The sequence below is a fragment of the Nocardia sp. CA-129566 genome (assembly GCF_050956075.1).
GTDB lineage: Bacteria > Actinomycetota > Actinomycetes > Mycobacteriales > Mycobacteriaceae > Nocardia.
Genome location: NZ_CP192085.1, coordinates 3629100 through 3644368, shown reverse-complemented (window position 1 = coordinate 3644368; position 15269 = coordinate 3629100). Strand labels below are relative to the sequence as shown.

General features: G+C 67.5%; 14 protein-coding genes and 1 pseudogene. 6 read left to right on the top strand and 9 right to left on the bottom strand.

The window, feature by feature from the left end; all coding sequences use genetic code 11:
- Positions 1-86 precede the first annotated feature (86 nt).
- The gene (locus ACQP0C_RS15775; protein WP_433733638.1) at positions 87-1028 is read left to right on the top strand and encodes an NADP-dependent oxidoreductase; all 942 of its coding nucleotides are present in this window, start codon (positions 87-89) and stop codon (positions 1026-1028) included.
- A gap of 277 nt (positions 1029-1305) precedes the next feature.
- Here the strand turns inward: ACQP0C_RS15775 and ACQP0C_RS15770 are convergent, their stop codons facing one another.
- From ACQP0C_RS15770 to ACQP0C_RS15755, 4 genes are read right to left on the bottom strand one after another with little or no spacing between them, the layout of a single operon-like run.
- Complete coding sequence (locus ACQP0C_RS15770) at positions 1306-1572, bottom strand: YciI family protein (RefSeq protein ID WP_433733637.1); 267 nt, start codon at positions 1570-1572, stop codon at positions 1306-1308.
- Complete coding sequence (gene nusB, locus ACQP0C_RS15765; protein ID WP_433684323.1) at positions 1569-2078, bottom strand: transcription antitermination factor NusB; 510 nt, start codon at positions 2076-2078, stop codon at positions 1569-1571. Before nusB ends, ACQP0C_RS15770 begins: the two co-directional genes overlap by 4 nt.
- 34 nt (positions 2079-2112) lie before the next feature.
- Positions 2113-2676: an elongation factor P gene (efp, locus tag ACQP0C_RS15760; RefSeq protein WP_433733636.1), complete on the bottom strand. Its 564-nt coding sequence runs from the start codon at positions 2674-2676 to the stop codon at positions 2113-2115.
- A 43-nt stretch (positions 2677-2719) separates the two neighbouring features.
- Entirely contained in the window at positions 2720-3847 is a 1128-nt protein-coding gene (locus tag ACQP0C_RS15755) for a M24 family metallopeptidase (RefSeq protein ID WP_433733635.1), read from the bottom strand.
- A gap of 165 nt (positions 3848-4012) precedes the next feature.
- Here ACQP0C_RS15755 and ACQP0C_RS15750 point away from each other — a divergent pair, with 165 nt between their 5' ends.
- From ACQP0C_RS15750 to aroB, 5 genes and pseudogenes are all read left to right on the top strand, one after another.
- Positions 4013-5044, top strand: coding sequence for a glycerophosphodiester phosphodiesterase (locus ACQP0C_RS15750; RefSeq protein WP_433734564.1), 1032 nt, complete (start codon positions 4013-4015; stop codon positions 5042-5044).
- Between the two features lie 101 nt (positions 5045-5145).
- Complete coding sequence (locus ACQP0C_RS15745; protein ID WP_433733634.1) at positions 5146-5601, top strand: prepilin peptidase; 456 nt, start codon at positions 5146-5148, stop codon at positions 5599-5601.
- Between the two features lie 91 nt (positions 5602-5692).
- Complete coding sequence (aroC, locus tag ACQP0C_RS15740; RefSeq protein ID WP_433734563.1) at positions 5693-6886, top strand: chorismate synthase; 1194 nt, start codon at positions 5693-5695, stop codon at positions 6884-6886.
- A pseudogene (locus ACQP0C_RS15735) lies at positions 6883-7401 on the top strand (shikimate kinase); the annotation flags it as partial. The gene aroC and the pseudogene ACQP0C_RS15735, both read left to right, overlap by 4 nt.
- Before the next feature lie 400 nt (positions 7402-7801).
- Entirely contained in the window at positions 7802-8935 is a 1134-nt protein-coding gene (gene aroB / locus ACQP0C_RS15730; protein WP_433733633.1) for a 3-dehydroquinate synthase, read from the top strand.
- Positions 8936-9004: 69 nt separating this feature from the next.
- Here the strand turns inward: aroB and ACQP0C_RS15725 are convergent, their stop codons facing one another.
- The 5 genes from ACQP0C_RS15725 to alaS are packed head-to-tail and all read right to left on the bottom strand — an operon-like array spanning position 9005 to position 15253.
- On the bottom strand, positions 9005-9487 hold the full coding sequence (locus tag ACQP0C_RS15725; RefSeq protein ID WP_433733632.1) for a B-4DMT family transporter: 483 nt from the start codon (positions 9485-9487) through the stop codon (positions 9005-9007).
- Between the two features lie 46 nt (positions 9488-9533).
- Entirely contained in the window at positions 9534-10397 is an 864-nt protein-coding gene (locus tag ACQP0C_RS15720; RefSeq protein WP_433733631.1) for a shikimate dehydrogenase, read from the bottom strand.
- Positions 10387-11973, bottom strand: a complete 1587-nt coding sequence (locus tag ACQP0C_RS15715; protein ID WP_433733630.1) for an endolytic transglycosylase MltG — start codon at positions 11971-11973, stop codon at positions 10387-10389. Before ACQP0C_RS15715 ends, ACQP0C_RS15720 begins: the two co-directional genes overlap by 11 nt.
- Positions 11970-12587, bottom strand: a complete 618-nt coding sequence (gene ruvX, locus ACQP0C_RS15710; RefSeq protein WP_433734562.1) for a Holliday junction resolvase RuvX — start codon at positions 12585-12587, stop codon at positions 11970-11972. The genes ACQP0C_RS15715 and ruvX overlap by 4 nt, the downstream gene beginning before the upstream one ends.
- Entirely contained in the window at positions 12587-15253 is a 2667-nt protein-coding gene (alaS, locus tag ACQP0C_RS15705; protein ID WP_433733629.1) for an alanine--tRNA ligase, read from the bottom strand. Before alaS ends, ruvX begins: the two co-directional genes overlap by 1 nt.
- Positions 15254-15269 lie beyond the last annotated feature (16 nt).

The following is a 15269-nucleotide window of genomic DNA, read 5'->3' as shown; positions in this document are numbered from 1 at the left end:
GGCACAGAATCGGCCGACCTGCGGACACACCGACCCTTCGAAAACTTAGGACGAGCGTCCACATTGTCAAGGCGAGAGGACAGATCATGCGCGCCATTCAGCAGGAGCACTGGGGTGGGCCCGAGACCATGCGACTCGTGGAGATCGAGCGGCCGAAACCGCTGTACACCGAAGTGCTGGTGAAAGTCATTGCGGCGGGAGTGAATCCGGTCGACTGCTTCAGCCGGGCAGGGCGGGCGTACACCGATGCACGGACGCTGCCCTTCGTCAATGGCTGGGATGTCGCCGGAATCGTCGAGGAGGTCGGCTACGGCGTGACCCGGTTCCGGCCCGGCGACCGGGTGTACGGCATGCCGTGGTTTCCGCGCACGGCGGGCGCCTACGCGGAGTATGTGACCGCGCCGTCACACCAATTCGCCCGCATGCCAACGGGTTCGAGCTTCACCGAGGCGGCGGCGCTGCCCCTGGCCGCGCTCACGGCGTGGCAGATGCTCGTCGACATCGCGAGAGTCGCTCCCGGACAGCGTGTTCTGGTATCCGCCGCGGCAGGCGGGGTCGGGCATCTCGCCGTGCAAATTGCGAAATCGTTCGGGGCGTACGTGATCGGCACCGCACGCTCGGCCAAGCACGACTTCCTCGCCGAACTCGGCGCCGACGAGACCATCGACTACACGACAACCGATATTGCCGCCACGGTCCGCGATGTCGATATCGTGATCCAGATGTACGGTGGCGATCCGGCGCTGCGCATGCTCGAAACCTTGCGTCCCGGTGGCATTCTCGTCAACGGACAGGCGGCATGGACCCCCGGAATGGACGAGCGCGCGGCCGAACTCGGCGTGCGCGCCAGCACCTTCCTGGTCGAACCCGACCGCGCGGACCTCGAATCACTGACCGATCTGGTCGAAAAGAATCAACTGCGCCCGCACGTCGAAACGGTGCTGCCGCTGGAGCAGGCCGCCGAGGCACACCGACTGATCGAACAGGGCCGAACCACAGGGAAGATCGTGCTCACCGTCGCCGAGTGACCCAGGCCATACCATGCCCCCTTGACCTCGAGTGCGGTTGAGGAACCAGGATCAACCAGTGCCCAGGTTCGCCGAATGCGGCGCACCATTCGTCGAAGTGCGCCGCCGAGCCCGGCACACCCGAATCCGCGAACCGGTCAGCGTCGATGGCTCGCGGTTCGCTCCCACTTGGGCCGGTACACCCACCAGTGGGAGCGGGGGTGGGCACCCAGCCCGTGTGTGTCCGGAAACGTCAACAGCCGCACACCATCTCGGTGCGCGGCTGTGCGAGTGACGATCAAGCGGAGACGGCGATCTCCCACTCGTACACGGTGAGCTCCGACGACCCGGTGGTGTGCACCGGGTCGGTGAACGCGATCTCGCGGGCGGCTGCCAAACTTTCGGCGAGGATCACGTAGGCACCGCCGGTGCCATCGGTGAAACGTCCGCTCTCCACCAACTGCCCACGCTCCAACAGTTCGTTGAGGAACTGCCGGTGCGGTTCGATGGCGGCCGGGTCGAAGGTTGGCTTGCGCATCGCCATCACCAGGTACTTGTTGGTCACGCCTGTGGCTCCGAACGCGGCGCCCTGGTCGCCGCGGCGGCGGCGCGCACCTGCGGGGCCACCAGCACGACCTGGCCGAGCACACCGTTGACGAATCCCGGCGAATCGTCGGTGGACAGCTCCTTGGCCAGCTCGACCGCCTCGTCGACGGCGACGACCGGCGGAACATCGTTGGCGTGGAACAACTCCCACACCGCGATGCGCAGAATGGCCCGGTCGACGGCGGGCAGCCGGGACAGCTCCCAATCCTTGAGGTAGGACTCGATGGTGCCGTCCACCCGATCCAGATCGTCGGCGACGCCCTCGACCAGGGTTCGGGTGTAGGCGTGCACCGGGGCGACCGCCTGATCCTGGGTGGCCAGCTCGGCCCGCTCGCTGAGCAGGTCGGCGGCGTCCACGTCGCGCGCTTCCGCCTCGAAGAGCAGATCGACCGCCCGGCGGCGGGCCTTGTGGCGCGCGCCGAGCTTCTTGAACGTGGATTTCTTGTCTACGGGCTGTTCTGCCACAGCAGTCATTATCCCTGTTTGCCTGGAGGGGCGATCAGGCGTTGACTCGGCCGAGGTAGCTGCCGTCGCGCGAGTCGATGCGCAGCTTGTCACCGGTGTTGATGAACAGCGGGACCTGCACCTCGGCGCCGGTCTCCAGGGTGGCGGGCTTGGTGCCGCCGGTCGAGCGGTCGCCCTGCAGGCCGATATCGGTGTGCTGCACCTCGAGCTCGACGGTGACCGGAAGTTCGACGTAGAGCGGCGCACCCTCATGGGTGGCGACCTGCACGACCATGTTCTCCAGCAGGAAGCGGGCGCCGGGACCGATGGTGTCCTCGCCGATGGAGATCTGGTCGAAGGTCTCGCCGTCCATGAAGACGTAATCCGTGCCGTCGTGGTACAGGTAGGTCATATCGCGACGGTCGACGGTGGCGGTCTCCACCTTGACGCCCGCGTTGAAGGTCTTGTCGACGACCTTGCCGGACAGCACGTTCTTCAGCTTGGTCCGCACGAATGCAGGGCCTTTACCCGGCTTGACATGCTGGAATTCGATGATCTGCTGAAGCTGACCGTCGATCTTCAGCACGAGGCCGTTCTTGAAGTCGCTGGTGTCCGCCACTGTTCTCGGATCTCCTAGTTCATGAATGTTCAGGCAACCGGCGTCAGTCGACGACGGTCAGGTCTTTGCTGGTGTTGGTGAGCAGATCCGGGCCCCCCTCGCGCACCACGAGCGTGTCCTCGATCCGGACGCCGCCGCGGCCGGGGAAGTACACACCTGGTTCGACGGTCACCGCCACGCCAGACAGAAGTGTACCGGTTCCGGTTTTGGCGATTCCCGGCGCTTCGTGGATCTGCAGTCCGACACCGTGCCCGAGACCGTGCACGAACAGCTTCCCGTGCCCGGCTTCCTCGATCACCGCGCGTGCCGCCGCATCCACGTCGGTGACCTGCGCGCCTGGCTCGAGTGCCTCGCGTCCGGCCCGTTGGGCCGCCTCGACCAGCGCGTACACCTCGCGATGCCAGTCGGAGGCGGCGCCGAGCACAAAGGTGCGGGTCATATCGGAGTGGTAGCCACCGACCACCGCGCCGAAGTCGATCTTGACGAAGTCACCGATGGCGAGCACCGCGTCGGTGGGCCGATGATGCGGAATCGCGGAATTCGCACCGGTCGCCACGATGGTCTCGAAGGCGACCGCGTCGGCGCCGTGTTCGAACATCGCCCACTCCAGGTCCCTGGCGACCTGACGTTCGGTGCGGCCGGGACGCAGGCCACCGCGTTCCAGCAGGTTCGCCAACCCGGCGTCACCCGCGGCGCAGGCGGCGCGCAATTGCTCGATCTCGTAGGCATCCTTGACCATGCGCAACTGTTCGACGAGCCCCGGCGTGGCGACGAACTCCAAACCGGTCTTCTGCTCGATGAATCCTCGGTGCTGGTCGACCGTGACAACGTGACTCTCGAAGCCGACCCGGCCGAGCTGCCACTCCCCCGCGAGCTCCACGATGCGCCGGGCGGTGGCCCTGGCGATTTCGGCGCGCAGGTCCGGCACCTGCTCGGCAACCTGGCTCAGGTAGCGCCCGTCGGTCCCGATCACCGTGCGGTCCTCGGCATTACGCATATCCCACGAGGTCACCACCAGGGTGGCATTGGACCCGGTGAAACCGGTCAGGTACCTGATGTTCACCAGATCGGTGACCAGCAGTGCATCGACCTCGTTTTCCACCAGCAGACTCCGCAGTGCACCACGGCGCGCCGCGTAGTCGGGCCCACGGCCCGCAGGATCAGCAGACATGTGTCAAAACTACCGCCGACACGCCGTGGACTCCGCATAAAACACCGGCATGAACCGTGCCATACCCGACGTATTCGGCATAGTGTCCCGTCCCGAAGCCGCTCCGACAGCTCCGATTGCTACGTTCGGGCTATGTCGACGACCACGCGGATGCGACGCGAGCTGATTTCCGCCATCGCGGCCATGCTCGCGATCGGCGCACTCGCGTCCTGCGACTCGTCCGCGCGGACCACACAGACCACCGAGCACGGCACACCCACCGCGATCGACCTGCAGGCGCACCGCGGCGGACGTGGCCTCACCATCGAGGAATCGCTCGACGGCTTCGCCAAGGCGCTGCGGCTCGGCGTGACCACCCTCGAACTCGATATCGTGCTCACCGCCGACAAGACGCCACTCATCTGGCACGACCCGGTGGTGCTCGCGGACAAATGCACCGACACCGCCCCCGCCTTCCCCGACGACCCGCAATTCCCTTACGTGGGCAAGGTGATTCACGATCTCACCTACGCCCAGACCCAGACCCTGGACTGCGGCAGCCGAACATTGCCGAATTTTCCGCGCCAGCAAGCGGTTCCCGGCAACCGGATCGCCACACTGCCCCAGCTGTTCGACCTGGTTAGCGCCCACGGCGCGGACGGGGTGCGTTTCAATATCGAAACCAAGGTCGAGGCCGATAAGACCGAACAGTCTGCTACGCCGCAGGAGTTCGTCGACACCATCCTCGGCGCGGTCGCGCAGGCGGGAAAGACCGATGCGGTGGAGATCCAGAGCTTCGACTGGCGCACCCTGCCGCTGGTGCGCAAGGCGGCGCCGTCGGTGCCGCTCGTCGCGCTCTATGACGACACCACCTTCGTCGCCGGCTCGCGCTGGCTCGGACCGGTTCGCTACGAGGATCACCCTGGGGATCCGCTCGCTGCGGTGCGGGCTCTCGGCGCGGATATCGTCTCGCCCGGATATTCGGTTCCCTACGGCAAGAAGGCAGACGAGCCCGGATTCGCCCTCATTGCCGACCGGAGCTATGTCGACAACGCCCACCGCCTCGGTCTGCGGGTGATTCCCTGGACGGTGAACGATAAGGCCACCATCGCGGCCCAGATCGATACCGGCGTCGACGGCGTCATCACCGACTATCCGGATGTCATGCGAGAAGTGCTTCAGGAGAAGGGTCTTCCGCTTCCTCCGGCCTATCGATAGCCACTGCCGAGCGAGTCGATCGATGTTCACATATCGATCGGTTATCCCCAATCCGAAGATCGGGGCTGAATCGACGGGCGCTGGAGACGAGGCTGGAAGCTATGTCTCCCATCGCATTCGCCCTGCTGGTGGCCTGGTGTGCGGCCCTGACCGCAGTCGATCTCCGGCAGCGCCGCCTGCCCAATGCGCTCACCGCGTCCGGCGCCGTGATCATCTTCGGATATGCGCTGTTCACAACACAATTCACAGCAGCGGCAGTCGGTGCTGTCCTGCTCGCGATGCCATATCTCTTGGTGCACTTGATCACACCCGGTGCGCTCGGGGCAGGGGATGTGAAACTCGCCGTAGGACTGGGCGCGATCGCCGCGCTCGGCGGTGCACAGGTATGGGTCCGAGCGGCCATGGCGGCCCCGGTCCTCACCGCGGCATTCGGACTGGCCGTGCTGGGCCTGCGGCGGATTCGGTCCGGCGACGATCGAGCCGGACCACAGGCGCTGCCCCATGGCCCTGCCATGTGCCTGGCGACGGTGCTGAGCCTGGCGGCGGCACATGGCTAGCCGATCCCATGGCGCAGGCCGCGCGAGCGTGCCGGTCATCACGCCGGGCCGCGTGCCGGAGCACCCGCGCCGACATGGGAAGATGGACGACGTGCTGCGCTGGATAACTGCCGGAGAATCCCATGGTCCCGCTCTCGTCACCATCCTCGAGGGGATGGTGGCCGGTGTCGAGGTGACATCGGAGGAGATCTCCGCACAGTTGGCGCGTCGTCGACTCGGGTACGGGCGCGGCGCCCGGATGAAGTTCGAGGCCGACAAGGTCACCGTGGTCGGCGGGGTGCGCCACGGGCGCACCATGGGCGGCCCGGTGGCCATCGAGATCGCGAACTCCGAATGGTCGAAGTGGACGACGGTGATGTCCGCGGACCCGGTCGACGAGAGCGAACTCGCCGATCTGGCCCGCAACGCGCCGCTGACCCGGCCCCGGCCTGGCCATGCCGACTACTCCGGCATGCTCAAGTACAACTTCGACGACGCCCGCAATGTGTTGGAGCGGGCCAGCGCTCGCGAGACCGCCGCGCGTGTCGCGGCGGGCACCGTCGCCAGGAACTTCCTGCGGCAGGCCTTCGGTGTGGAGGTCGTCTCGCACGTGGTCTCGATCGGTACCGCCGCCAACACCACCGGCCTGGTGCCGACCCCCGCCGACCTGGCCGCGATCGATGACAGTCCGGTGCGTGCGTTCGACAAGGACGCCGAGGCCGCGATGATCGCCGAGATCGAGGCCGCCAAGAAGGACGGTGACACCCTCGGCGGCGTCGTCGAGGTGGTCGTGGACGGGCTGCCCGTCGGACTCGGTTCCTTCATCAGCGGTCCGGACCGGCTCGATTCGCGACTCGCGGGCGCGCTCATGGGCATTCAGGCGATCAAGGGCGTCGAGGTCGGCGACGGCTTCGAAACCGCGCGCCGCCGCGGCAGCCAGGCCCACGATGAGATGCGGCCGGGACCCGATGGTGTGCTGCGCTCGACCAACCGCGCGGGCGGTCTGGAAGGCGGCATGACCAATGGCGAACCGCTACGCGTGCGCGCCGCGATGAAGCCCATCTCGACGGTGCCGCGCGCGTTGTCCACGGTCGATATGACCACCGGCGAGGAGGCCGTCGCCATCCACCAGCGTTCCGACGTCTGTGCCGTGCCCGCCGCGGGCGTGGTCGCCGAGTCCATGGTCGCGCTGGTCGTGGCGCAGGCCGCGTTGGAGAAGTTCGGCGGCGATTCGCTGGTCGAGACCACCGACAACATCACCAGCTACGTCAAGCGCGTCAGCACCCGACCACACGTGCCGCAATGATCGTGCAGTCCGATCCGCGCGCACCGCGCGTGGTGCTGGTCGGACCGCCGGGGGCGGGGAAATCGACGATCGGCCGCAAGCTCGCCAGGGAACTCGGTGTCGAACTGTACGACACCGATGCCGGGATCGAGCGCGAGACCGGGCGCACCATCCCGGAGATCTTCGCCGAGGACGGCGAGCCCGAATTCCGCAGGATCGAGGAGCGGGTGGTGCGGCGCGCCATCCTCGCCGAACGCGGCGTGGTTTCGCTCGGTGGCGGGGCCGTGCTGTCCAATGACACCAGGGCGCTGCTGCGCAATCGCACCGTGGTGTATCTGGAAATCAGTGTGGCCGAAGGACTTCGGCGCACCGGCGCGAGTACTCAGCGGCCGCTGCTCAACGGTGCGGATCCGGGTGCGAAGTACCGCGAGCTGATGCGCAAGCGCAGGCCGCTGTACCGGGAGGTCGCCACGGTGCGGGTGCGCACCGACGGCCGCAGTCCGGGCCGGGTGGTGCGGATGATCATGGCCAAGCTGGGCATGGAATCGGTGCTGCCGCAAGATGCGGAGCCCGATTCGATCGGCACCACGTCGGATACCGCGCAAAATGCCGCGGGCGCATCGACCCAAGCCGCAAAGCCCCAGGGCAGCAGCAGGTCACGGGCCCGCCGCGCGGCCCGCCGTCGTGCCGCCGCCCGGCGCCGGGCAGCCGTACAGGCCGATGCCAACGAACCAACGGCCGCGGAACGGGCCAAGATCACCACCGCGACGAGCGACCGGACCAAGCCCACCGGCAAAATCTCCAATGGCCCCTCCGGCTCCGAAGGACCCGGTGATGCGCCGACCCCCGGCAGCCGGTCCCGGCGCACCCGGGCCCGCCGCGCCCGCGCGCGAGCGCTCAACCAAACAGCACGCACAGAATCGGAGCCGAGTACCCGTGAGTGAAAGCCCAGCCGAGCCGACTCGCATCGAAGTCCGCACCGCCGACCCGTATCCGGTGATCATCGGCCGTGGCCTGCTCGCCGAGCTCGTCGACTCGGTCGCTGGCGCGACCACCGGCGTGCGCACCGTCGCCATCTTCCATCAGCCACCGCTGGCCGAGACCGCCGAGGTGGTCCGGAAGGCGTTGGCCGACAAGGGGATCGACGCGCACCGCGTCGAGATCCCGGACGCCGAAGCGGGTAAGGATCTGGCCGTTGCGGGCTTCTGCTGGGAGGTGCTCGGCCGCATCGGCCTGACCCGCAACGATGTCGTGGTGAGCCTCGGCGGCGGTGCGGCCACCGATCTGGCCGGATTCGTGGCCGCCACCTGGATGCGCGGGGTGCGGATCGTGCATGTGCCGACCACGCTGCTGGCCATGGTCGACGCGGCCGTCGGCGGTAAGACCGGCATCAATACCGAGGCGGGCAAGAATCTCGTCGGCAGCTTCCACGAACCGGCGGCGGTGCTGGTGGATCTGGCGACCCTGGAGACGGTGCCGCGCAATGAGATCGTCGCGGGTATGGCCGAGATCATCAAGGCCGGTTTCATCGCGGACCCGGTGATCCTGGAGTTGGTGGAGCGCGATCCGGAGGCGGCCCTCGATCCGACCGGTGACGTACTGCCCGAGCTGATCCGCCGCGCGATCCAGGTGAAGGCCGATGTGGTCGCCGCCGATCTCAAGGAAGCCAGTCTGCGCGAGATCCTCAATTACGGCCACACCCTCGGCCACGCCATCGAGCGCCGCGAGCGCTACCGGTGGCGCCACGGCGCGGCCGTCTCGGTCGGTCTGGTCTTCGCCGCCGAACTCGGCCGCCTCGCCGGTCGGCTCGATGATGCGACCGCCGACCGCCACCGCACCATCCTGGCCAGCGTCGGCCTGCCCACCAGCTACGATGCCGACGCCCTGCCCCAGCTCCTGGACGCCATGCAGACCGATAAGAAGACCCGCTCCGGCGTTCTGCGCTTCGTCGTCCTCGACGGCCTCGCCAAACCCGGCCGTCTCGAGGGGCCCGACCCCACCCTGCTCGCGGCTGCCTACTCGGCGATCGCCCGCGAGGACAGCCCCAGCAGCGGCGTCATCCTCCTCTAGTCACAGAGCGAAGGCGACCTCCTGGCCGTATCGGCCAGGAGGTCGCCTTCGGTCGAATTCGCGAGCGGGCTATACGGGGTTCGCTGCCGACCCCGGCACCTGCGGTGTGTGCGGGTTCACCGACTTGTTCAGCCGACGGTCGGCAATTATGCGGCCGATGCCGACGCCGATGAGGCCCGGGATGAAGACCAGCAGGACGATGAAGGAGGCGCCCGCGGTCAGCTCGAAGAGCAGGCCGTTATCACCGAGATCGAACTTGGGCAGCCAGTCCAGCAGCCAGGAGACCAGGCCACTGCCGAGGCCAGCGGCGACCGCCGTCTTCAGCCACAGGATGGTCAGATCCGAGCCGTGCTCGGGGTCCGGATGGACCTCACGGTCCTTGCGTCCGTCCAGCACGCCCCAGAACACGACTGCCAGCAGCAGCACGACCAGGCACAGCGGCCGCATCCAACTGCCCTGGGTCGGCCAGTACACCATCGCGAATCCCAGCACGGCACGCAGGAAGACGACCAGCGCACCGAGCACTATGGCCCGCAACACCCAACCATTCATGGTCAACACCATAGCCTCGACTCGGCCGGATCCAAATGAGAACCGGTTACAGATGTATCGCCGCGGCCATTTCCGCGCGCGGCGCGGGGCGGCCGGTGAACTGCTCGACCTGCCCGTAGGCCTGGTGCAGCAGCATCTCCAGCCCACTCACCACGGTGTTTCCCGCCCGCGCGACCGCGACGGCCAGCGGGGTCGGCCACGGGTTGTAGATCGCGTCGAGCACCACCGGTGCGGTGGCCACCGCCTCGGCGACCACGGCCGCGGCCTCCGCCGGAATCGTGCTCACCACGGCGCCCGCCTCGGTGCACACCGCGCGCAACGGGCCGGGGTCGAAGGCGATCATGGTGGCGGTCATGCCGAGACGTTCCGCGAGATCGATAGCCCCGCGTGCCCTTCCCGCATCCCGCGCGACGACGGTCACCGCCTTCGTGCCGAGTTCGGACAACGCCAGTAGCGCCGGGCGCGCGGTGCCGCCCGCACCGAGCACTACAGCCTCGGTGAGTTCGCCGACACCACCACTGCGCAACGCGCCGAGCACTCCGTCCACATCGGTGCAATCGGCACGCCAGCCGCCGCTGGCCGGTGCCTCTGCCGAAACCGCCGCGCTCGCACCGGCGTCGATGCGAACCAGCGTATTCGCCGACCCGACCAGCACGGCCCGCTCGGTTCGCTCGCTCGCGTACGCCAGTGCGGCCTCCTTGCCCGGCATGGTCACCGAAAGTCCGACCCATTCGGGACCGAGTCCGTCGACCAAGCCCGGCAGCTCCTCGGCCGAACACTCGATCCGCTCATAGGTCCAGTCGAGACCGAGCGCGCGGTATGCGGCCAGATGCAGCTGCGGCGAGCGCGAATGTGCGATCGGCTGCCCGAGCACCGCCGCCTTGCGCTGGCCGCTCCCTTTACCGTCCACTGTCGAGAATCCCGCTCTGCCTGGCCTTTTCGATATTGCGCAGATGTTCGCTGTAGCTCTCGGTAAACAATGTGGTCCCCTGCTTGTCGATGGTCACGAAGTACAGCCAGGTCCCCGGCTCCGGATTCTCCACGGCGCGCAAGGCGTTCAGTGACGGCGCCGAGATCGGCGTAGCGGGCAGCCCTGGCATGGCGTAGGTATTCCACGGGGTCCGCTTGCCGCGGTCGGCATCGGTGGTCGCCACCTCGGTGCGGTCCAGCGCGTAGTTCACCGTCGAGTCGAACTGCAGTGGCTGGTTGACCTCGAGCCGGTTCACGATCACCCGCGCCACCTTGCCCATATCCTGCGGCAGCGCCTCGCGTTCCACCAGCGAAGCCGCGATCAGGGTCTGATACGGATTCAGCTTCGTTTCGCCGCCCGACTGCAGCAATCCGGTCGACTCGTAACTGCGCGCGCTCGCACTCACCAGTTGCTGCAGGATCTGCTGCGGTGTGCCGCTCGGATCGAAATCCCAAGTACCAGCGGCGATCAGCCCCTCGAGCTGCCTGCTGCGGTCGGGCACATCACGCACCCGCTGTTCGGCCCAGCTCGGCACGCCGAGGGCGGCCAGATCCGCGCCCGATCCGGCGGCGTCGAGCTGTTCATAGGTAATGCACTTTTTATTCGTGCTGGTGCCCACGCAGCTGGCATCCGCGATCTTGCGGTAGATGCCCTCCTTGCGAGAGCCGGTATTCACATCCTGCTGATCGTGCAGCTGCCTGCCCTCGGAGACGACCAGATTGCCGACCCGTGAATCCTTGCCGAGCAGCGCCGTCACCGCCTGCGCGGCCGGGCTGTGACTCGGGATCGCGTAGTACCCGGGCTGCACCGCGTTCATATTCGTATTGCGCACGGCCGCTTGAAAGAATGCCTCGCTGCTCGCGACGACGCCCTTCTTCAGCATTGCGTCCGCGATCTGGTTCGAGGTGTCACCCGGATGCACCTGCACCACTACCAGCGGTCCCACCGGACCCGCGAAATCCTCTGGCGCGCCGAACATTTTGGCCAGCTTCAGCCCCGCGAACACCGCGGCGCCGACGAATAGCACCACGAACATCGCGCCGATGAACCACAGATACCGGCGGCGCTTCTTGCGCTCGGCGGCCTTGCGTGAGGCCGCCCGCGAGCGCCGGCCACGCGACGGCGCGCTGCGCTGACGCTCCGAGCGGGACTCCGAACGGCGTTGCTCAGCACGGCTCCCGCCGCGCTCGGTCCGGGGCCGCCCGGACCGAGCGGGACCACCACCGGCCCGACCGCCGCCCAACCCGTCGCCGCGCGAGCGCCGGGGCTGCGCGTCCTCAGCACCCTTGGCACTCGCAGCGCGGCCCCGCCGCGGTTCCCCGTGCTCGGCGCGCTGCGGCGCCGCGTGCCGCGAATGCTCGGCCGGGAGCGGTTCGTCCGGATCCTCGTCGGTGTAGCGCGGGATGACGTTGGTGTCGTCGTCGTAGTCTTCCCAGGCTTGGTCGTTTCGCCGGTAACGCCGATCAGCCTCGCGCTGTCGGAACCGTTCCTCGGCTCGCGTCCATCGATCCGTCATGCATCGTCTCCGGACTCAGACGCCGCTTCGGCCGACCTCAACACCGCACTCCGTTCGTCCAACCATCCCTGCAGGATCGCCACGGCCGCCGCCTGATCGATCACCTGCCGCTGGCCACGCGCGCGAACACCACTGTCCCGCAATGCACGTGCAGCTGACACCGTAGTCAAACGTTCGTCGGAAAGTCGGATAGGCACAGGTGCTATGACTGCGCGCAAACGCTCCGCGAATGCGATCGCCAAACCGGCAGCAGTGCCTTTTTCCCCACGCAATGTCCGAGGCAGGCCGACGATTACCTCGACGGCCTCGTACTCCCGCACAATTTCGGCAATTCTGGAAATATCGCTTGCCGGACCGGATGCGCGCCTATCCGGCTTCGCTCGCGGCACCGTCTCCACGGGGGTGGCGAGCACACCGTCCGGGTCGCTGGAGGCGACCCCGATCCGGACGCTGCCGACATCGATGCCGATCCGCCTGCCGCGACCGGGATCGGTCGCGGGTGACGGGCGGTCGGCGCCCCGACCCGAAGCGCCCTTCGGACCAGCCCCACGCGAAGCGCCCTCCGGATCAGCGGAGCGCGCCTCCGACGAATGATGACTCTCCGAGTCCCCCATCACCCGGCCAGTTCGGCCACCCGGGCACGGACCGCGGCCAGGCCGACTTCGATACCCGCGGGATCCGAACCGGCGCCCTGCGCCATCTCCGGCTTGCCGCCGCCGCGACCCGCGATACTCGGGCCGAAGCTGGCGACCAGATCACCGGCCTTGTAGCCGAGGTCCTGCGCGCTCTTATTGACCGTCACCACGAACGGCACCTTGCCGTCGGCATTGCCGAGCAGCACCACCACCGCCGGGTCGCTGCCGAACCGGCCACGGATATCGGTGGCCAAGGTGCGCAGGTCACCAGCGGCGACGCCCTCGGGCGCGGCGGCGGCCACCAGGAGCACACTGCCGACGCGCTCGGCCTCGTCCACGAACTTGCCGGCCGAGGCGAGCACCGCGGCGATCTTGGTGCGCTCCAGTTCCTTCTCGGCCACCTTCAGCCGCTCCACGAGCTGCTCGACGCGCGCGGGCACCTCCTCCGAGGGCACCTTCAGCGAGGACGCGACACCGGCCAGCAGTGCGCGCTCCTTGGCCAGGTACTGGTAGGAGTCCAGGCCGACGAAGGCCTCCACCCGTCGCTTGCCCGAACCGATGGCGGATTCGCCGAGCACGGTGATCGGGCCGATCTGCGAGGAATGCTGTACATGCGTACCACCGCACAGCTCCATCGAGAACGGTCCACCGATCTCGACGACACGCACCTCGTCGCCGTAGTTCTCGCCGAACAGCGCCAGCGCGCCCATCTGCTTGGCCTTGGGCAGATCGGTGACGAAGGTGTTCACCGGGAAGTCGGCGCCCACCGCGTCATTGGAGACGGCCTCGATATCGGCCTTCTGCTGTTCGGAGAGCTGCCCCTGCCAGTTGAAGTCGAAACGCAGATAGCCCGGCTTGTTCATCGAACCGGCCTGCACGGCGTTCGGGCCGAGCACCTGCCGCAGCGCGGCGTGCACCATATGCGTGCCGGAGTGGCCCTGGGTGGCACCGCGCCGCCACGCCGGATCCGCTTGCGCGAGGACGACATCGCCCTCGGTGATCTGCCCCTGCTCGACGGTGGTCTTGTGCACCCACAGCTTCTTGGCGATCTTCTGCACATCGTTGACGCGCAGCTTGAGCCCCTGGGCGGTAATGGTGCCGCGATCGGCGATCTGGCCGCCGGACTCCGCGTAGAGCGGGCTGCGGTCCAGGATGACCTCGACGTCCTGACCGATGGTCGCGGTCGGCACCCGGACGCCGTCGGCGATGAGCGCGAGCACATGCGCCTCGGAGGTCAGCTCGTCGAAGCCGGTGAATTCCGTCGCGCCGCGGTCGACCAGTTCCTTGTAGATGGTCAGGTCGGCGTGTCCGTGTTTGCGCGCCTGCGCATCCTCCTTGGCCATCTTCCGCTGCTCGGCCATGAGCGAGCGGAAGCCCTCCTCGTCGACCGACAGTCCCGCCTCGGCCGCCATCTCCAGCGTCAGCTCGATCGGGAAGCCGTAGGTGTCGTGCAGTTTGAAGGCGTCCGAACCCGGAATCGTCTTACCGCCCGTGGCCGCGACCTCGTCGACGGCCTCGGCGAACAACCGGGAGCCGGTGTTGAGGGTCTTGAGGAACGCCGCCTCCTCACCCACCGCGACGTTCTCGATCCGCGCGAAGTCGGTGGCCAGCTCCGGATACGACGGCGACATCAACTCGCTGACGACCTTCATGAACTCGCCGATCACCGGCTTCTCCGCGCCCAGCAGCCGGGCCGAGCGCACGATCCGGCGCAACAGGCGGCGCAGCACATAGCCGCGGCCCTCATTACCCGGGTTGACGCCATCGGCGATCAGCATGGCCGAGGTGCGCGCGTGGTCGGCGATGACGCGGAAGCGCCGGTCGTCCTCATGTTCGACACCGTAGGACCGGCCGGTCAGCTCTTCGGCCTTATCGATGATCGGGCGCAGCAGATCGGTCTCGTAGACGTTGTCGACACCCTGCAGCAGCAGCGCGATGCGCTCGACGCCCATGCCGGTATCGATGTTCTTCTTGGGCAGCGATCCGATCGGCGGGTGGCCCAGTTTGGGGCTCTGCTCGCCGCGGATGTCCTGCATGAAGACCAGGTTCCAGATCTCCAGGTAGCGATCCTCGTCGGCGACCGGACCGCCGTCCTTGCCGTATTCGGGGCCGCGGTCATAGTAGATCTCCGAACACGGTCCGCCGGGACCGGGCACGCCCATATCCCAGTAGTTGTCCTTACCGTCGCGGAACTGGATCCGCTCCTTCGGGATACCCGCGACGCGGTGCCAGATCTCGGCGGCCTCGGGATCGGATTCGTAGGCGGTCACCCAGATCCGCTCGGGATCGAAGCCGTAGCCGCCGTCCTCTTGGGAGTTGGTGATCAACTCCCAGGCGAGGGTGATGGCCCCCTCCTTGAAGTAGTCACCGAAGGAGAAGTTGCCCGCCATCTGGAAGAAGGTGTTGTGCCGCGTGGTGACACCGACCTCTTCGATATCGCCGGTGCGGACGCATTTCTGCACACTGGTCGCGCGCGGGAAGGGCGGCGCCTCTTGGCCCAAGAAGTACGGCTTGAACTGAACCATGCCTGCGTTGACGAACAGCAGGGTCGGGTCGGCCAGGATCAGCGAGGCACTGGGCACCTCGGTGTGTCCGGCACGGACAAAATGGTCCAGGAATCGCCGTCGGATCTCGTGGGTCTGCACAAATATCCAGCCTACC